This window comes from Flavobacterium sp. KH_001, from assembly GCF_057840745.1.
The window spans coordinates 2475383-2494440 of the sequence record NZ_CM174520.1 but is presented as its reverse complement, the minus strand read 5'-3'; the positions used below and the strand labels follow the sequence as shown (position 1 = coordinate 2494440).

General features: G+C 37.8%; 16 protein-coding genes. All 16 read left to right on the top strand.

Features of this window, described 5'->3' with window-relative positions:
* Positions 1-238: 238 nt before the first annotated feature.
* The 16 genes from AC3ITQ_RS10730 (at position 239) to AC3ITQ_RS10655 (ending at position 19008) form a co-directional block, all read left to right on the top strand.
* Positions 239-607 (top strand): hypothetical protein, encoded by a 369-nt coding sequence (locus AC3ITQ_RS10730; protein ID WP_291285317.1) that lies wholly within the window; start codon positions 239-241, stop codon positions 605-607.
* Positions 608-757: 150 nt separating this feature from the next.
* Positions 758-1612 (top strand): DUF3347 domain-containing protein, encoded by an 855-nt coding sequence (locus AC3ITQ_RS10725; RefSeq protein ID WP_291285318.1) that lies wholly within the window; start codon positions 758-760, stop codon positions 1610-1612.
* A gap of 122 nt (positions 1613-1734) precedes the next feature.
* Positions 1735-2178 carry a YncE family protein gene (locus tag AC3ITQ_RS10720; protein ID WP_489238659.1) on the top strand — a complete coding sequence of 148 codons (444 nt, stop codon included), beginning with the start codon at positions 1735-1737 and terminating at the stop codon, positions 2176-2178.
* A gap of 68 nt (positions 2179-2246) precedes the next feature.
* Complete coding sequence (locus AC3ITQ_RS10715) at positions 2247-2939, top strand: DUF3347 domain-containing protein (protein ID WP_489238657.1); 693 nt, start codon at positions 2247-2249, stop codon at positions 2937-2939.
* A 1-nt stretch (position 2940) separates the two neighbouring features.
* On the top strand, positions 2941-3411 hold the full coding sequence (locus AC3ITQ_RS10710; RefSeq protein ID WP_035650032.1) for a heme-binding domain-containing protein: 471 nt from the start codon (positions 2941-2943) through the stop codon (positions 3409-3411).
* A 4-nt stretch (positions 3412-3415) separates the two neighbouring features.
* Complete coding sequence (locus AC3ITQ_RS10705) at positions 3416-4726, top strand: efflux RND transporter permease subunit (RefSeq protein WP_489238655.1); 1311 nt, start codon at positions 3416-3418, stop codon at positions 4724-4726.
* Complete coding sequence (locus AC3ITQ_RS10700) at positions 4713-6647, top strand: efflux RND transporter permease subunit (RefSeq protein ID WP_089055912.1); 1935 nt, start codon at positions 4713-4715, stop codon at positions 6645-6647. Before AC3ITQ_RS10705 ends, AC3ITQ_RS10700 begins: the two co-directional genes overlap by 14 nt.
* A complete protein-coding gene (locus AC3ITQ_RS10695; protein WP_244284433.1) occupies positions 6631-7881 on the top strand; it encodes a TolC family protein in 1251 nt (416 codons plus the stop codon). Before AC3ITQ_RS10700 ends, AC3ITQ_RS10695 begins: the two co-directional genes overlap by 17 nt.
* Positions 7859-9196 carry a heavy metal-binding domain-containing protein gene (locus AC3ITQ_RS10690; protein WP_489238653.1) on the top strand — a complete coding sequence of 446 codons (1338 nt, stop codon included), beginning with the start codon at positions 7859-7861 and terminating at the stop codon, positions 9194-9196. Before AC3ITQ_RS10695 ends, AC3ITQ_RS10690 begins: the two co-directional genes overlap by 23 nt.
* Positions 9197-9199: 3 nt before the next feature.
* A complete protein-coding gene (locus AC3ITQ_RS10685; RefSeq protein WP_489238651.1) occupies positions 9200-10414 on the top strand; it encodes an efflux RND transporter periplasmic adaptor subunit in 1215 nt (404 codons plus the stop codon).
* Between the two features lie 21 nt (positions 10415-10435).
* Positions 10436-10975, top strand: a complete 540-nt coding sequence (locus AC3ITQ_RS10680) for a DUF3347 domain-containing protein (protein WP_489238650.1) — start codon at positions 10436-10438, stop codon at positions 10973-10975.
* 175 nt (positions 10976-11150) lie between these two features.
* Positions 11151-13676, top strand: coding sequence for a heavy metal translocating P-type ATPase (locus AC3ITQ_RS10675; RefSeq protein ID WP_489238649.1), 2526 nt, complete (start codon positions 11151-11153; stop codon positions 13674-13676).
* Positions 13677-13702: 26 nt separating this feature from the next.
* A complete protein-coding gene (locus AC3ITQ_RS10670) occupies positions 13703-14947 on the top strand; it encodes a hypothetical protein (protein WP_489238647.1) in 1245 nt (414 codons plus the stop codon).
* 11 nt (positions 14948-14958) lie between these two features.
* Positions 14959-15831, top strand: a complete 873-nt coding sequence (locus tag AC3ITQ_RS10665) for a DUF2911 domain-containing protein (RefSeq protein WP_476019380.1) — start codon at positions 14959-14961, stop codon at positions 15829-15831.
* Positions 15832-16250: 419 nt separating this feature from the next.
* Complete coding sequence (locus AC3ITQ_RS10660) at positions 16251-16475, top strand: DUF305 domain-containing protein (RefSeq protein ID WP_291286684.1); 225 nt, start codon at positions 16251-16253, stop codon at positions 16473-16475.
* Positions 16476-16500: 25 nt separating this feature from the next.
* Complete coding sequence (locus AC3ITQ_RS10655; RefSeq protein ID WP_489238645.1) at positions 16501-19008, top strand: multicopper oxidase domain-containing protein; 2508 nt, start codon at positions 16501-16503, stop codon at positions 19006-19008.
* The last annotated feature ends 50 nt before the right edge of the window (positions 19009-19058 follow it).

The window sequence follows — 19058 nt, the reverse complement described above, 5'->3', positions numbered from 1 at the left end:
AAACCATTCTCCTTATTTTAACATTCATAGTAAAATGAGAAACATTATTATATATTAATTGGCAAATAGCTAATTATTAAATCGTCACCATAGATTATAAACTAAGACCGTAGTAAAAGAAATTTAAAGTAATTGATTTTGCTTTTTAGGCAACCTTTTTATTGTATAAATGGTTTTAACATTTTTTTTTGAAAAAACCGAAAAAATATAAGTAAGTTTGTTTCTATTATTTTTTCACATGAATCGATTTCACATCATAGTACTTGTTTTACTTGGCTTATTCCTAATGCCAACAGACACTTTTGCCTGTGAAAAAATTGTGGTAAATCATTCTTGTACAAAAGAGACTTCGCAATCTGATAAAGATGATTGCTGTTCTAAAACGAATCATTCAGGTGAGAAAAATCATGATGGATGTGGCGGAAAATGTGGGCATTCAATGTGCGGGTGTGCTTCAATTTGCAACGGAGGAATTACGTTTGTAAACCAGCTTGAATTCAAAAACATTACCTTGAGTTTTTTTTCTGAAAAACAAAAATTCTACAATTCAGAAACCGCAATTTTAACTGGTTTCTCTTCTATCTGGCTTATACCTAAAATAAGCTAAAACCCTTTTTTGACAGCCATACGTGTGTCAAAAAAGGAAGGCATTTGCTTTTCATTATTTTAATTTTTCGCTTTAGAGAATAATAGTCTATACACCTCGTATATACAATTATTTCTCATAAGGCTACATTCACTTCTAATACATTTTAAAATGAAATCAATTCAAAAAGGATTGATGGCAATTACAATATTGCTATCAGTCATAGTGTATGGCGCACCTATAAAAAATGCCAAAACCGTAAACACAAAAATTTATGGTAATTGTCTAATGTGCAAAACTGCTATTGAAAAAGCAGGAAACATCGAAAATATCGCTTCGGTAAACTGGGATGAGAATACCAAAATTGCGGCCATTACCTACGACCAGAAGAAAACAAATCAAGATGAGATTCTAAAACGAATTGCCTTAGCGGGATATGACAGTGAGCAATTCTTATCTCCTGCCGATGCATATGCAAAACTTCCAAAATGCTGCCAATACGAAAGAACAAATAAGATGGCTGTCCCAATGAAAGAATCAAAAATGGATATGGAGAAAATGGATCATTCCCAGCATACAACCGCAGTTCTTCCAGATGCAGAACAAGAGAGTCCATTTAAAATAATTTTCGACAACTACTTTGAGGTAAAAGATGCTTTGGTGAAAACAGATGCCAAGACTACTGCAATCAAATCTAAAGAGCTTCTTACTGCAATCAATGCCATTAAAATGGAAAACCTAAAATCTAAAGAACATACTGCATGGATGAATTTAATGAAAAGTTTAGCTATGGATGCAAAGAACATTTCTGAAACCCAAGATATTAAGAAACAAAGAGAATCCTTTAAAAGCTTATCTAAAAACACTTACGATCTTATAAAAACTACCAATCCGCCACAACCGGTTTATTATAACCATTGCCCAATGGTTGATGCGAATTGGCTCAGCAAAGAAAGCGGTATCAAGAATCCGTATTACGGTTCCCAGATGCTAAGCTGTGGATCAACTATAGAAACAATCAAATAATCCCAAATCATAAAATTAAAAATATAATTACAGGTACTTCAATCCTTGGAGCATTAATCTTAGGAACCCTATGGCTGTCTTCTTGCAGTAAATCAGATGATATGAATATGTCCGATCCAAAATTGAACATAAACTATCCTGCCGCATATGTGGTCAATGCCCAGGACGGCACAATTTCAGTAATCAAATTGGCAACCAATAAAGTTACAGAGACCGTCAGCCTTATGGGGACCGGAACTGATATGATCATGTGGCCTTACCACATTTCTTTACATTCTAATCATGTGACCATTGGCGTGCCCGGAATGGACTTCTCTGCCGGTCATACTGTCGGCATGGAAGGAATGACAGGTAAACTCCTAGTAATTGATGCCGTCCATGGGACAACTGTAAAAAATATTAACCTGCCAATGATGAACCATAACACGATCTACAGTCCAAATGGTTTAGAAATTTGGGTGCCTCAAATGGACATGAATGGAAAAGTTAGGATTTACATTTTTAGCTTAAAAAGGTATTCAAAATGCCAACAGGAGATTGAATTTGCACAATCAAAAAAAGAATAATTCGTATAACACTCAAATAAAAGAATGTTGGACAAAACAACATTTATAAGAGATCAAAAACTAAAAAAATGAAAAAAATAATTTTCTCAACCCTTGTAATGGCAATTGTACTTATAGCCTGTAATTCAAAAAACAAAGAAACTACAACGCCTGAAGCTGCTTCTGGGACCGCTCAGAATGATTCACAATTGTATGCCTGTTCCATGCATCCTGAAGTTACAGGAAAAAAAGGAGACAAATGTTCCAAATGCGGAATGGAATTAACCGAGCCAGTAAAGGAAACTACTGAAAAAAGCGCAGAAGTAAAAACAACCCAAGCTGCTCAAGCAACATTTTCTATAAACGAAATTGTCAGCAATTATCTGACGCTAAAAAATGCATTAACAAAAGATGATACAAAAGGAGCTGCAAATGCCGGAAAAGCATTGTATGCAATTTTTAATAATGTAAATCCTAATTCAATAGATGCGAAATTAAAGACAGAATATCTTGATATTGCTGATGATGCTAAAGAACACGCAGAACATATTGGAGCAAACGGTGGAAATATCGAACACCAAAGGGAACATTTCGCCATGTTGAGTAAAGACATGAATGATTTGATAAAATCTTTTAAATCAGAGCAAAAATTGTATCAAGATTTTTGCCCTATGTATGATGGTGGGAAAGGAGCTATCTGGATCAGTGAAACAAAAGAGATAAAAAATCCTTACTATGGTTCTAAAATGCTAACCTGCGGCTCAATGAAAAAACAATTGTAAAATGAAACGATTCATCAGAAAGATTCTTTTTATTGGGTTAATTATTTTTCTACTGATGCAATTGTATCAGCCTGCCCGAAATTCCGATTACGGGCAGGTTTTACCAATTCACATTTCGAGAGTCTATCCCATTCCCAAAAATGTACAAACGATTCTTCAGACTTCCTGTTATGATTGTCACAGCAGCAACACGCAATATCCATGGTACTCCTACATACAGCCGGCACGTACTTTCATGGAGGGGCATATTACTAAGGGTAAAGAAAATTTGAATTTTAGCCAATGGGGAAGTTATTCCAAACGAAAACAGGAAAATAAATTAGACCGAATTGCCAAGCAGATAAAAGCTAACGAAATGCCTTTGGCTTCCTATACGCTGATCCATAAAAATGCAGTGCTGAATACTGTTCAGAAAGAACAACTGCTCAATTGGATTGAAAAAGTAAGCGATAGTCTTGCACAAATAAATTAAATCTATGGTACACAAATTAATAGAATGGTCGCTGCGCAACCGTTATATCGTTTTACTATTATCAGCAGGAATATTTGTATGGGGTATCATCTCTATTCAAAAAAATCCTATTGATGCTATTCCCGATTTATCTGAAAATCAGGTAATCGTTTTTACAGAATGGATGGGACGTGCTCCACAGCTCGTTGAAGACCAGATCACCTATCCCTTGGTTACCAACCTTCAGGGATTGCCCAAAATTAAATATGTAAGAGCTGCTTCCATGTTTGGTATGAGTTTTATTTATGTCATTTTTGAAGATGATGTTGATGTATACTGGGCAAGATCAAGAGTACTGGAAAGGCTCAGTACTATTAGCAGCACCTTGCCCAAAGGAGTTGCCCCGCAATTAGGACCCGATGGAACTGGGGTTGGGCATATACTCTGGTATACTTTGGAGGCACCCGGTGTTGACCTTGGCGAACAAAGAGCCCTACAGGACTGGTACGTCAAGTTTGCTTTGCAAAATGTTCCCGGAGTAAGTGAAATTGCTTCTTTTGGAGGATTTCAAAAAGAATACCAGGTTACCATTGATCCAAACAAACTGCTATATTATAAGCTGTCTGTCCCGGAGGTTATAAGTGCTGTACGTGCCAATAATAATGAAAGCGGCGGAAGAAAATTCGACATGAGTGATATTGGTTATATCATTAAGACATCCGGTTATCTGAAATCCATCAAAGAGATTGAGGATATCCCACTGAAAAACCAAAATGGCATTCCTATAAAAGTCAGCGATATAGGAACTGTCCAGATGAGCGGGGAAACCCGATTGGGAATCTTTGATCATAATGGCACAGGCGAAGTCGTTGGAGGTATAGTAGTGATGCGTTATGGTGAAAACGCAGATGCTGTAATTGATAATGTGAAAGAAAAGATGAAGGAAGTTGCTAAAGGGCTTCCAAAAGGGGTAAAATTTAACATTGTATATGACCGGGGGCATCTGATTAAAGAATCTATTGATTCGGTTAAGCGTACCTTAATTGAAGAAATGTTTGTAGTGTCGCTTATCGTTATTATTTTTCTTTTTCACTGGCGCAGTGCACTGAGTATTATCATCCAGATACCAATTACCATTGCAGCAAGTTTCATACTGCTCAATGCCTTTGACATATCCTCCAATATTATGTCCCTTACCGGTATAGCACTTGCCATTGGAGTAATAGTTGACAACGGTATTATTATGAGTGAAAACGCCTACCAGCATCTCTCGCAACGGTATGCACAATGGGAATCTGAACAAAAAAATGAAATAAACTCTGATGAAAAGAATTAAAAATATATTTCGCAAAAAACCACAGTGGATATCCGAAGAGGAAAGACTCAAAATAATTGAGAAAAGCAGCAAGCAGGTTTCTCGTGGCGTATTCTTTGCCACTGTAATTATAATTACCTCTTTCTTGCCTGTGTTTATGCTTACCGGACAGGAAGGAAAACTATTCCATCCTTTAGCCTTTACAAAAACATTCATACTGATTGTGGATGCCCTGTTGGTACTTACATTAGCTCCGGTACTGATTTCTTTTTTTATGAAAGGAAAATTCCGTCCAACCGATGCACATCCAGTAAATCGCTTTTTGGAAAGAGGTTATGAGCCAATTATACGCTGGGTTCTGAAATGGAGAAAAACAACTCTTGCAGTCAATATTCTGGCATTATTGATTTCTATTCCATTATTGATGCGGCTCGGAACGGAGTTCATGCCGCCATTGGATGAACAGAGTATTTTATTTATGCCTGTTACCCTCCCTGATGTATCTAATGGAGAAATCAAACGCATTTTGCAGGTACAGGATAAAATAATCAAATCGGTTCCTGAAGTTGAAAGTGTTTTGGGTAAGGCAGGGCGAGCTAACACAGCTACGGATAATTCCCCAATGAGCATGATTGAGACCATTATCATGCTAAAACCAAAATCACAGTGGCGTGAAGGAATAGATAAAAAAGATATTATTAAGGAACTCGATACCAAACTCCAGATACCTGGTGTAGTAAACGGTTGGACACAGCCCATTATCAACCGAATCAATATGCTGGCAACAGGAATTCGTACTGATGTAGGAATTAAAGTCTACGGACAAAATCTCGACACCATTGCTCGTGTATCTGAAAGGGTGAAAATGGCTTTAGAAGGAACTCCGGGAGTATCTGATTTATTTGTGGATCCTATTACCGGAGGTAAATACCTTGATGTTGATGTTAATCGCCAGGAATTGGCCCGATATGGATTAACAGTAGATGATGTAAACCAAACCGTGGAATTTGCTTTAGGTGGTGCATCCATTGGCAATACTGTTGAAGGACGAAGACGTTTTTCAATAAGTGTGCGTATGGCACAGGATTATAGAAATAGCGTGGAACGCATTAAACGCATTCCCTTACAGTCTCCTGCCTTTGGAGAAGTGCCATTATCTGCCGTTGCTGATATTAAATTCGTAGACGGACCGCCAATGATCAGTTCTGAAAATGCACTCCTTCGCGGAGCAGTCATGTTCAATATACGTGATCGTGATATGGGAGGAACCGTACAGGAAGCAATGAAAAAATTAGAAAGTGCCAAAAACATACTTCCTGAAGGGTACTTTATAGAATGGAGCGGACAATATGAGAACCTGATCAGCGGAGAAAAGACCCTTAAAGTCATTGCGCCGCTAGTATTGCTTATTATTTTCTTCGCCCTATATTTTGCCTTTAATTCCCTTAGGGAAGCCTTTTTAAGTCTTATAACAGTTCCTTTTGCTTTAATTGGAGGTGCCTATATAATTTTTTTCTGGGATGTCAATCTATCAGTGGCGGTAGCAGTAGGTTTTATTGCCCTTTTTGGAATTGCCGTGGAAACCGGAATTGTGATGGTTATCTATCTCAATGATGCCATGGAGCAACTTATCCGGGCCAAAGGAAACTCAAGGGAAACCATCACTAAAGAAGATCTCAGGGAATATGTGGTACACGGTGCCGCAAAACGATTGCGCCCAAAACTAATGACCGTTTGCGTCTCATTATTCGGATTAGTACCCGTCCTGTGGTCCAATGGTGTTGGAATGGATGTAATGAAACCAATTGTATTGCCTATGATTGGTGGTGTATTTACCTCTGCCGTGCATATCTTATTAGTAACCCCGCTTATTTTCCTAATGTCCAAAGAATATGAACTAAGAAAATATGGCAAACTCGAAGTACATGATGTCAAACATTAAAATACTGGCAGTACTATTGCTTTTACTGCCCATACAGCTATGGAGCCAGACCAAACAGGTCTTGTCTCTCGATACAATCCTTCAAAGGATTGATAAAAAAAATGTGCTCCTGCAAAGCTATAGTTTAAAGGCAGAAGGATACAAGTACAGTGGCGATGCCGCAACGGCATGGATGGCACCAATGGTGGGTGTGGGAACTTTTATGACCCCCTATCCCTTTCAGGAGGTTATGGATGACCGCGACAAAGGATCTTTAATGTTCAGAATTGAACAGGACATCCCCAATGTAGGAAAGCTAAACAAGAAGAAAAAATTCATCCAGTCCCAAGGAAACATTGAGAACGCTACCCGTGCCGTTACCCTTAACGACTATAAATCGAAGGCCAAACAGCTCTACTACAGCTGGATGGTGGCCGAACAGCGAATGAAAGTTTTGGATCAGAACGAAAAGATAATGCTGACCATGAAAAAGATTGAGGAAGTGCGCTATCCCTACAACCAGTCGCAATTGGGTAATGTATACAAGATCGACGCAAGGATTGAAGAAAACAAAAATATGGTCCGCATGCAGGAAGGTGAAATTGCAAAAGCAAGAGCATGGCTCAACAGCTTGATGAACCAGCCCGGCAATGCTGATTTTGCCATAGACACGAGTATTAATCCTGTCTTCAACCCAGCTTTACACGACACCACAAGCCTTGCAGGGGTACGTGGAGATATCAAGAAGATGGATGCTGGAATTGAATCGATGCAGCTTAGTATTGAGGCCATGAAAGCAGAAAAAAATCCCTCTTTTAAAATCCAGTTTGATCATATGAATTCTTTTGATAAAATGATGCCCAAAGCCTATTCGGTAATGGCAATGATGTCTATTCCTATTGCTCCCTGGTCTTCAAAAATGTATAAATCAGATGTCAAAGCAATGCAATACAATGTACAGGCTATGGAGAAAGAGAAATCCGCCATGCTGCAGGAAACCCAAGGTATGTTATATGGTATGCAATACGAAATACTGACCATGCAAAAAAGGATTCAGGGACTCGAAACAAAAATAATCCCTTCTATGCAAAAGTCCCTGGATGTAAACTTTCTGAACTATCAGGAAAACAAACTGCAGATTCCTGTAGTAATTGACTCCTGGGAAGCTTTAAATATGCTGCAGAATAACTTATTAGATGAAAAATTAAAACTATATCAAATGATTGTCGATTATGAAAAAGAACTCTATCGCTAAGTTAGTCGCATTGTTATTCGTTTCGATATTATTATTGACAGCCTGTAACAAGAAAACCGAGCATAACAATAAGCCATCACATCAGCATGTTACAAATCAGGAATATACCTGTCCAATGCATCCCGAAGTTATTCAGGTTAAGCCCGGCAGCTGTCCAATATGCGGTATGGAATTGGTTCCAAGACATACCCCTGGTACGGAAACAGCTATAGACAGCAGCCTGAAACACCTTTTAAAACCCGTCAACGAACAGGTCGTTTCTAATATATCTGTCATAAAACCTCAGGGAGGGACTAAAATATTCTCTCTGCAGGTGCAGGGAATTATCACCTACGATACCCGTGAGCAGACCAGCATTTCCAGCAGGGTAAGCGGAAGGATTGAGCGCCTGCTGATTAAGTACAATTACCAGCCCGTAAAAAAAGGACAGCTAATCATGGAAATCTATTCACCTGACCTCGCTGCCGCGCAAAGAGAATTGTTGTTTATTTATCAATCCGATGCAAACAATCCGATGCTTCAAAAAGCAAAAGAGAGACTGTCTCTGCTAGGTATGCAGCAGAAACAAATACAACAGGTATTAAAGACAGGTACAATTTCCTATCGCATTCCCGTTTACAGTAATGCCACCGGGTACATCTTAGACAATACTGCAAGAGCAAGCGCCTCTAGAGCAGCTCCGGCAGCTTCGCCTCAAAATGCATCATCAGATGATGGCATGGGCGCTATGGGTTCAAGTGGCAATGCAGCAACAAGTAGCGCACCTGCACCTGCTGCCCCTGCTATTATGCTAAGAGAAGGGCAATATATTGGTGCTGGACAATCACTCTTTACAATCTATACCAACAAAAACCTTATCGCTGAGTTTGCTTTTGATCCATCGGTATCCCCCCAGATTAAAAAAGGACAAAAACTGGTGTTTTATGAACCATCAGATAAGCAAACTGTATATACTGGTATTATCGGACTCATTCAGCCCGTCTTTAAAGAGGGAAGCAACTTTACTATAGCAAGGATTTATTTGCAGGATAATAAATTTCAGACCGGAAAATTAGTAACTGCAGCCGTTCCTATTGTCAGTAAAGGCTGGTGGCTTCCGCAAAGTGCCGTTCTCAATCTAGGTAATAAATCCATCGTTTTCAAAAGAGAAAAGGACGTATTTGTTCCCAGAGAAGTTAAAACGAAAAACAATGCTGATGGAATGGTCCTAATAGATCAAGACATCAGTGATTGGGGTATTGCCAGCAATGCGGCCTATATGATAGACAGTGAGAGTTTTATCAAGATAGCTTCAGAAAATAAATTAAAAAATTAAGTCATGAACAGTAAATTAATAATTCGTACTATTTTGCTCATTGCAATGGTTTTTCCACTTCTATTTACAGCATGTGCCCAAAAAGAAGAAAAAAAAGTCAGTCAGGAAAAAGCTCAAACCTATACCTGCCCCATGCATCCGCAAATTGTAAAAGATAGTCCTGGCTCATGCCCAATCTGTGGAATGGATTTAGTGCCCTTCGAAAAAAACAGCGCACAGGACTTTCTAACCTTGGGACCTAGTCAGCAAGCTCTAGCCAATCTGACTACAATAACTGCAGGGGAAAATGAATTTTCAAATTCTTCCCGTCTAAACGGGCGTCTGGTCACTGACCCTGAGCAAACTGTTTACATCTCAAGCCTGGTTGCAGGAAGGATTGAAGAGTTGTATGTAAAAGAAACTGGTGTTCCCGTTCGAAAAGGACAGCCTTTATACAGCATATATTCAGAACAGCTTTCAGCCCTGCAACAGGAGTATCTTCTTGCCACAGCACAGGCTGCAAGCTTTACAGAGGATAAACGCTTTGCCCAAATAAAAAATGCTGCAAAACAAAAACTATTATTATATGGACAATCTGAAGCACAGCTTAATGAATTATTAAAAAAACAAAAAGTTTCTCCTTATGTTGTTTATTATGCCCCTAATTCAGGAATAGTTGCGGAACTTTCCATTACGGAAGGCCAATATGTAGCAGAAGGAGCCTCTATTATGAAATTAGAAGATTATAATCGTTTATGGGTCGAAGCTGATGTTTATCCAGCCGATGCAGGTAAAATTAAAACCGGCCAAAAGGTTAAAGTTATAATCTCGGGTTATGAAGATCAGCCCCAAACAATGACCGTAGATTTTATAAATCCTGCCCTGCAGACAAGCAAGCAGTTAATACAGCTGCGCGGTACTATTGCCAATCCAAACAATCAATGGCAGGCAGGTCAGCAGACAATTGTTTTACTGCCTTCCTCAGAACAGAAAATGAAATTGACAATACCTGTGGATGCTGTTATAAGAGACGGCAGCGGCACACATGTTTGGATTGAAATCGAAAAAGGCAAATATCAGCCTAGAATGGTGGCGATTGGTTCGGAAACCTTCGATGAAGTCGAAATTACCAGCGGCTTAAAAAAAGGCGATGTCGTTGTTGCATCCGGAGCCTATCTCCTTTACAGTGAATTTATATTAAAGAAGGGCAAAAACCCAATGTCAGGAATGAAAATGTAATAACCAATCTCACAACAGACGATGAAAAAAATAACCAAAATAGGAATCCCAATAGTATCAATCTTCTTACTTATTGCCTGCGGTAATAATGAAAACAAAAAGCAAGAGAATCCTCAGGATAGTGAAACTTCAGTCCAAATTTCAAAGGAACCCGAAATCAGGATAAATGATGATGTATTAAACGCGATATACAGCCAGTATGCCAATTTAACAGTAGCCCTTGCCCAGGATAATCTGGCGGAAGCAAAACTGGCGGCCAATGCGATTGAAGCGGGAGCAAGGGAAATCAGCAACAACAGCAATCTTGCAGAAAGTGCTGCATCAATCGTTTCAGCTCCTGATATCAATAAGCAGCGGGCTGCCTATTCTAAACTAAGTGATGAAATGGTTGCCTTGCTAAAAAAAGCAGGAATGGCTCAGGCTGAACTATACGTTGAATATTGTCCCATGGCTTTCGACAATAAAGGAGCTGTATGGATTAGTTCTACGAAAGAAGTGCGTAATCCTTACTTTGGAGAAAAAATGCTCAACTGTGGTGAGGTGAAAGAAATAATTAAATAATAAGAATCTAAATACATAACTATTTGTAATTATTTTTCATTGCTTAACAATAGGCTGTAACAGCTGATGAACAACAAGCCGTTTTAAGTAAATTAAAATTACAGGTTTACTAAAAAAAAACTAACTTTCTATATACCAAACAAATAACACTTCTAAACTGTAAAAAAACAACCTTATGACACACACCTATACAATATCGGGAATGACTTGCGATGGATGTCGTACAAAAGTAGAAAAAACATTAAATGCAGTGGAGGGAATAAAAGCAAATGTTACTTTAGATCCCCCATTGGCAACCATTATAATGGAAAAACATATTGCGACCGAGCAACTGCAGCAAGCATTGACTGCCGTTGGAAAGTACACCATTGAAATGACCCACAACACTCATTCGCAAGAAAAAACAGCCGAGAAATCATGCTGTGGTACTGCTAGCGATCAGGATCATAAAAAGTTGGCTGTGCCTCATAATGATGCGGGCGGGCAATACTATTGCCCGATGCATTGTGAAGGAGATAAAATGTATGATAAACCGGGAGATTGTCCTGTATGCGGAATGCATTTGGTACAAGAACCAGCTGCGGTTCAGGCACTGCAATACACATGCCCGATGCATCCGGAAATTATAACCAATGCGCCAGGTTCATGTCCTATTTGCGGGATGGATCTAGTACCAATGGAACCAAGCGAAAGCGAAGAACAAAGGATTTATAAGGGTTTGGTTAAGAAAATGAAAATAGCGGTTGTATTTACAGTTCCTATTTTCGCCATTGCCATGATAGAAATGGCACACAACAATCCTTTACTCGGGCTAATGGATGCGGCTAAATGGAATTGGGTACAGCTTATTTTATCACTTCCTGTTGTCTTTTATGCCTGTTGGGTATTTTTTGTACGAGCATGGAAATCAATAATTACATGGAATTTAAATATGTTTACCCTTATCGGAATTGGTACAGGAGTGGCATTTTTATTTAGTTTAGTTGGAATGTTTTTTCCAGACATTTTTCCAAGTGAATTTAAGACCCAGCACGGGACAGTACTATTATACTTCGAGGCCACAACAGTTATTCTAACTTTGGTTTTGTTAGGACAATTGCTTGAGGCCAGGGCGCACAGTCAAACCAGTGGCGCTATAAAAGAATTGTTAAAATTGGCTCCTACCGAAGCTACTTTGGTAATTGATGGCGTTGATAAAGTAATCTCAATCCATGATATCAAAAAAGGTGATTTATTACGGGTAAAACCCGGAGATAAAATTCCTGTGGATGGAAAAATAACCGATGGTGAAAGCACAATAGACGAATCGATGATTACCGGCGAACCTATTCCTGTAGATAAAAAAATAGGCGATATGGTATCTTCAGGAACTATAAACGGAAACAAATCATTTATCATGATTGCCGAAAAAGTTGGTTCGGAAACCTTGCTTTCGCAAATTATACAAATGGTTAATAATGCAAGCCGTTCCAGAGCACCAATTCAGAAATTAGCCGATAGTATTGCTAAATATTTTGTACCAATTGTTGTTGTAATTTCCATTCTTACCTTTTTTATTTGGGCGAAATTTGGTCCCGAACCGGCATTGGTCTATGGTTTTATAAATGCCATTGCGGTACTAATTATTGCCTGTCCCTGTGCTTTAGGACTGGCAACCCCTATGTCTGTAATGGTAGGAGTTGGAAAAGGCGCTCAATCGGGAATTCTGATAAAAAATGCCGAAGCTTTAGAAAAAATGGATAAGGTAAATGTTCTGATTACTGATAAAACAGGAACAATTACAGAAGGGAAACCTTCGGTAGAAAAAATTGTTGCATTTCAATATTCAGAAGATGAACTGTTGCAATACATTGCGTCTTTAAATCAGTATAGCGAACATCCTTTAGCACAAGCAGTAGTAAAATTTGCAAAAGCTAAGAATGTCTCTTTAACGAAAGTCGATGATTTTGAAAATATTGCAGGAAAAGGAGTTATTGGAACTGCTATTGATAAAAAGATCGCATTAGGGAATAAAAAATTAATGGAGCAAGTAGGCGCAGCTATTTCTGCCACAATTGAAGAGAAAATTATTGCCGAACAAAAATTAGGAAAAACAGTTTCTTATATCGCTGTGGATAATAACGTAGTGGGATTTGTAACGATAACCGATGCTATAAAAGAAACCAGTGCTGCTGCTATAAAAGAATTAATGAGTCAAGGAGTTGAAGTAATTATGCTTACGGGAGATAATGTAAATACTGCCAAAGCTGTTGCTGACGAGTTGCATTTAACCTCTTTCCAAGCAGGTTGTTTACCGGAAGACAAATTAAAAGTAATAGAAAAATTACAAGCTGAAGGAAAAGTTGTTGCTATGGCAGGAGATGGTATAAACGATGCGCCAGCTTTGGCACAATCGGACATTGGCATTGCGATGGGAACAGGAACAGATGTTGCGATAGAAAGTGCCAAGATTACTTTGGTAAAAGGAGATTTGCAAGGAATTGTAAAAGCAAAAAATCTGAGCCACGCTGTAATGAGCAACATCAAGCAAAACCTGTTCTTTGCTTTTATATATAATGTCTTAGGTGTACCAGTTGCTGCGGGAGTTTTATATCCGTTTTTCGGAATATTACTTTCTCCTATGATTGCTGCCCTGGCAATGAGTTTTAGCTCGGTATCTGTTATTGTCAATGCATTGCGATTGAGAAACTTAAAACTCTAAAGAAAAATAATTTATTATAAAAACAAATGACCAATCTAGGACAAATTATTCTGCAGTATAAAAACGATAACGAAAGTGTCTACAATAACTGGTTTATAGATAACAACCAACGGTTAAAGGCATTTCGGACTATAAGACGCGGTGTTTTACAAGTCATTGAGGATATTAAAAAGAAAACCTTTCCTAATGATTTTAAAGAAAGCAGCTTAGAATTTGTTCTGAGTTGCATTGCTGAACAAAAACAAGTCTTTGCAGGGGTTTCCCATCCGTTTTATTGGAAACCCAAATTACGCATTCCTGATATCTATGAAAATCAAAACAATAAATTGGCTTTCGGTCAATTCCTTGAAAATTGTATCAATGCCAAGTCTGAAGAGCAGGTTGTAAAAGAAATCATAAAACTCGATGAATTAAAAATTAAAGGATTAGGGCCTGCGGTTGCCAGTATTTTGTATTTCATACACCCAACCTGGTTCCCGCCATTCAACACTGCTATTCTCAATGGTTTTAATTTTCTTTTTAAAGACAAAAAAAAATTGGGAAGCTGGACAGAATATCTTAAAATAAGAGAAACTTTGATGGAAACTAACACTTTGCATAAATCTCAGCTGTCAAATGATTTGGGTGCCATTGCAGGATTGTGTTTTGAAATTGGAACTCAGAAAATGCTAATCGGTAATGATGAATATTTGAGCGAGGCAGAACGTTCAAGATTTGAAAAAAATGTACACAAGCGTCAAAAAGAAATACTTGAAGAAAAACTAGAAGAAAATCTGCATAGTGAAATGCAGTACCATCTACTAAAAATAGGCAGCTCCCTGGGTTTCGATGTTACTCCGGCAAGCAATGATAAAAGCAAATCGTTTGATGGACAAAATTTCTCCTTTATTTCACTTGGGAAATTCCCTGAGCTGCCTACTGACAAGGACACTCAAAATACCATCAAGCTAATTGATGTGCTGTGGTTCGAAAAAGGCACAAACAAAATTATAGGAGCCTTTGAAGTAGAAAAGAGCACTAGTATCTACTCCGGCATCCTTCGCCTGTCTGATCTGTATTTCAGTATTTCCAGCGGTCATGAAGTTTTTTACATAATTATACCAAATAACCGTGAAAAAGATGTAGTTCTCCAACTAAATAGACCCGTAATTAAAAACTCAAGAATGAACATAAAATATATCCTGTTTTCCGAATTAAGAGCCAATTGCGATGCAATATGCAAATTTGGTACAGACCATTCAATAATGGAAAAAATAGCAAAATCAATTTAAAATTAAAAACTATGAAAAAAATAATTCTAATCAGCTTTATTGTTCTACAATCATTATCTCTTTCTGCACAAGAAAAAGTTCAAATTAAACTTACTCCTGCAAGTCCGTCAGCATCCTTTCAACAAGAGATAGGAAACTCAACAATCAAAATGGCCTATAGCAGGCCTTTAGTAAGAGGACGAAAAATATTTGGTGAATTGGTACCCTTTGGCAAACTCTGGCGCACAGGTGCGAGCGACTGTACGACTATAACTACCAATGAAGATATTGCCTTTGGAAATAATATTTTAAAAACAGGCACTTATTCTATATTCTCAATCCCATCAGAAAATGAGTGGACTATCATTATAAATACTGATACTGCTTTACATGGAGAAACTGGCTATGATGAGAAAAAAGACGTTATGCGTTTTACAGTTCCCTCAGAAAAGGCACCTAACTTCTATGAAACATTTACCATAGAGCTAAATGACATTAATAGCAAAGGAGAAGGTTTCCTGAAAATAACTTGGGAAAATACCATGGTTAAAATCCCAATCAAAAGTAAAGCTGACCAAGAAATATTAGCCTTAATAGACAAATATATCGTTAAAGAGAAAAGTCAAAATGCTACTTTATTGTTTCAGGCGGCAAATTATTATTCTAGTACCGGCAGAGCAAATAACCAAGCAATATCCTGGTTAGTGGATGCTGAAAAGTTGGAGCCTGAAAATTTTTATTATCCGGCTTTAAGACAAAAAATATCGATAGAGCTCAAGGACTATCCAGGAGCCATTGGAGCTGCAAAAAAAGCACTAGCGATTGCAGAACAGAAAAAAATGAAAAATGTAGAGAAATTGAAAAACCAGATTGCAGAGTTGGAGTTATTACTTAAAAATAAATAACGATAATAATTTATAACAATATCATATTAAAATGCAAAAGCATAAATAATAACCCCGTACAATTTTAAGCAGCTATCGTGTTGTATGTATTAGACTTGCTTTGCTCAGGGAGATCGATGAATTTAAGTAACTTTTAAATAAAAAAATCATGAAAACGGAACACCCGACACTGCATCATTCAAAAGAGTCAAACTCCAAAATGTACAAAAAATTAGCCCTTATGATAGTATTATCATTTTTTTCTATGTATATACTAATGTATTCGATGGTTGATGTTTTTGCTAATGTAATTCCCAATGTAAACCAGTTTTACATGGTAGCAATAATGACTATCCCAATGCTCATAATTGAGATTATTGTTATGGGCAGCATGTATATGAATAAAAAGAAGAACATAGTCTTACTTATTGCAGGCGGGGTTGCCACAATCATTTTTTTTACCTGCATCAGGCTTACAAGCTGCTGTTGGAGATAAACGGTTCTTAAAATCAATGATACCTCATCATGCTGCAGCAATTCTCATGGCTCAAGAGGCTTCTCTTCGAGATCCTGAAATAAAACAACTGGCTCAGGACATTATTAAAGCACAGCAGGCGGAAATTGTACAAATGAAAGCCAAGTTGAATGAAATGAAAAAAAAATAGAACGATATTCTCTAAAAAAAGCAAAATGAAAAATATACTGACAATACTCGTAGTTATGATGCTCCCATCCCTAATTCAGGCTCAGGATATGAAAGGAATGGTGATGGATAAAAAACAATCCAAAGAAGAGTCAAGACCCACAACCTACACCTGTCCGATGCATCCTGAAATTCACGAATCCAAACCGGGAAATTGTCCAAAGTGTGGGATGAAACTAGTTCCGGAAAAAACAATATCATCTCACAGAGACAAGCCAGAACAGGTTTCTAAAAATCAAATGGACCAAGAGCACACATCAGCACAGGACAGCAGCAATGGTACGAACACTCAAAAAAAAGTTGCAGAGAATAAATCGCAACCCCGTGTAGTCCGATATGATCTCTATATAAGAGATACAATTGTAAATTTCACAGGAAAACCCAAAAGGGCTATTGCTGTTAATGGGCAAATACCCATGCCTACCCTTACTTTTACAGAAGGTGATACTGCTGAAATTTACGTCCACAATGAGCTTGATGAAGACACTTCTCTTCATTGGCATGGCTTATTCTTGCCTAACCAATACGATGGCGTGCCAAATCTAACTCAAATGCCAATTAAACCTCATACCACCCATTTATATACTTTCCCTATTATTCAAAATGGTACGCACTGGTATCATAGTCATACGGAACTACAAGAACAAATAGGCATGTACGGCTCTTTTATTATGAATAAAAAAACGGATGATCCAACTTTCCGCAAAGGAATAGACGATTTGCCATCTGTTCCAATAGTACTGAGTGAATGGACAGATATGAAACCTGAAAATGTACACCGACTACTGCACAATGCATCAGACTGGTTTGCTATTAAAAAGGGAACCACACAAAGTTATGCAGAAGCCGTAAGACAAGGGTATTTTAAAGACAAAATTAAAAATGAATGGAAGCGCATGAATGCCATGGACGTTAGTGATGTTTATTATGATAAATTTTTAATCAATGGGAAAAATGAAAATCAGCTTTCTCAATTTAAAGCAGGTGATAAAGTCCGATTACGCGTTTCCAATGGAGGTGCATCAACCTACTTTTGGTTAACCTATGCCGGCGGAAAAATTACCGTTGTGGCCAATGATGGAAATGATGTAGAACCCGTTGAGGTCGATCGGTTAATTATTGCTGTTTCTGAAACCTATGACATAATTGTAACGGTTCCATCTGATAAAACTGCTTATGAATTTTTGGCAACACCGGAAGACCGTACAAAATCTACCTCCCTGTATATTGGCAGTGGTGTTAAGCAATTAGCGTCGCCTTTGCCAAAGCTTAAATATTTTGAAGGAATGAAGATGATGAACGGTATGATGAAAATGAATGGAGATCTGGATGATATGGGAATGAGTATGAGCCTCAATAAAATGGATATGAATGTAGTAATGTACCCCGAAATCACTGGTGAAACCAAGCCTAAAACCACTACAAAAATAGATGGTATGAAAATGGATGCTGAGCAATACAATGCCAATGCACTTTCAGATATTACAACCCTGAATTATGCAATGCTAAAATCGCCAAAAAAAACAACACTCCCTGAGAATGCCCCTGTTAAAGAACTAAAATTTGAACTTACAGGGAACATGAATCGATATGTATGGAGTCTGGACAATAAGGTGGTTTCTGAATCCGATAAAATATTAATTAAAAAAGGCGAAAATGTACGCATCGTTTTACATAATAATTCTATGATGCGCCATCCCATGCACTTACATGGACATGACTTCAGAGTCCTTAATGGCCAAGGAGAATATGCACCGTTAAAAAATGTGATTGATATAATGCCAATGGAAACAGATACGCTGGAATTTAATGCTAACGTAGATGGGGACTGGTTTTTTCACTGCCATATTTTATATCATATGATGAGCGGAATGGGAAGGGTTTTTACTTACGAAAATCAACCCGCCAACCCTGAAATACCAAACCCAAAATTAGCACAACGAAAACTTTTTGCAGACGACAGGAAATTTCATTTTATGGCAGAGAATGATTTTGCAACCAATGGAAATGATGGTGAAGCAATGTATCAAAGCACGCGTTGGAATATTGGAACAGAATGGAGATTAGGATACAATGACATGCATGGTTATGAAACTGAAACACATATTGGACGCTATATTGGAAAAATGCAATGGTTAATGCCTTTTATTGGATTTGACTGGAGATATCGAAGAATGGGAGAAGATGTACAGGAAAGAAATCTCTTCGGACAAAACAATACAAAAGATAAACGTGCAGTAGTAAGTCTGGGTGTTAACTACACCCTTCCTATGTTAATAGTTGCGCAAGCTGAAGTTTTTACTGATGGTAAAGTCAGATTACAGTTTGAACGTAAGGACATCCCTGTTTCTAAAAGACTTAGAATGAATTTAATGTGGAATACTGACAAGGAATATATGGCAGGACTACGCTATATAGTTACCAGATGGGGTTCCCTATCCTCGCATTATGATAGTGATATGGGCTTTGGTGCAGGTTTTATTTTAAATTATTAAACTTTTCAACTAAAAAAAATAGCAAACAACTTTACTTGACCAGCCTTAAA

Excerpts from the sequence above, each read along its gene's own strand:
- AC3ITQ_RS10705 (WP_489238655.1), top strand. The coding sequence starts at position 3,416 with ATGGTACACAAATTAATAGAATGGTCGCTGCGCAACCGTTATATCGTT.
- AC3ITQ_RS10690 (WP_489238653.1), top strand. The coding sequence starts at position 7,859 with ATGAAAAAGAACTCTATCGCTAAGTTAGTCGCATTGTTATTCGTTTCG.
- AC3ITQ_RS10695 (WP_244284433.1), top strand. The coding sequence starts at position 6,631 with ATGATGTCAAACATTAAAATACTGGCAGTACTATTGCTTTTACTGCCC.
- AC3ITQ_RS10700 (WP_089055912.1), top strand. The coding sequence starts at position 4,713 with ATGAAAAGAATTAAAAATATATTTCGCAAAAAACCACAGTGGATATCC.
- AC3ITQ_RS10725 (WP_291285318.1), top strand. The coding sequence starts at position 758 with ATGAAATCAATTCAAAAAGGATTGATGGCAATTACAATATTGCTATCA.
- AC3ITQ_RS10715 (WP_489238657.1), top strand. The coding sequence starts at position 2,247 with ATGAAAAAAATAATTTTCTCAACCCTTGTAATGGCAATTGTACTTATA.
- AC3ITQ_RS10685 (WP_489238651.1), top strand. The coding sequence starts at position 9,200 with ATGAACAGTAAATTAATAATTCGTACTATTTTGCTCATTGCAATGGTT.
- AC3ITQ_RS10680 (WP_489238650.1), top strand. The coding sequence starts at position 10,436 with ATGAAAAAAATAACCAAAATAGGAATCCCAATAGTATCAATCTTCTTA.
- AC3ITQ_RS10665 (WP_476019380.1), top strand. The coding sequence starts at position 14,959 with ATGAAAAAAATAATTCTAATCAGCTTTATTGTTCTACAATCATTATCT.
- AC3ITQ_RS10675 (WP_489238649.1), top strand. The coding sequence starts at position 11,151 with ATGACACACACCTATACAATATCGGGAATGACTTGCGATGGATGTCGT.
- AC3ITQ_RS10710 (WP_035650032.1), top strand. The coding sequence starts at position 2,941 with ATGAAACGATTCATCAGAAAGATTCTTTTTATTGGGTTAATTATTTTT.
- AC3ITQ_RS10655 (WP_489238645.1), top strand. The coding sequence starts at position 16,501 with ATGAAAAATATACTGACAATACTCGTAGTTATGATGCTCCCATCCCTA.
- AC3ITQ_RS10730 (WP_291285317.1), top strand. The coding sequence starts at position 239 with ATGAATCGATTTCACATCATAGTACTTGTTTTACTTGGCTTATTCCTA.
- AC3ITQ_RS10670 (WP_489238647.1), top strand. The coding sequence starts at position 13,703 with ATGACCAATCTAGGACAAATTATTCTGCAGTATAAAAACGATAACGAA.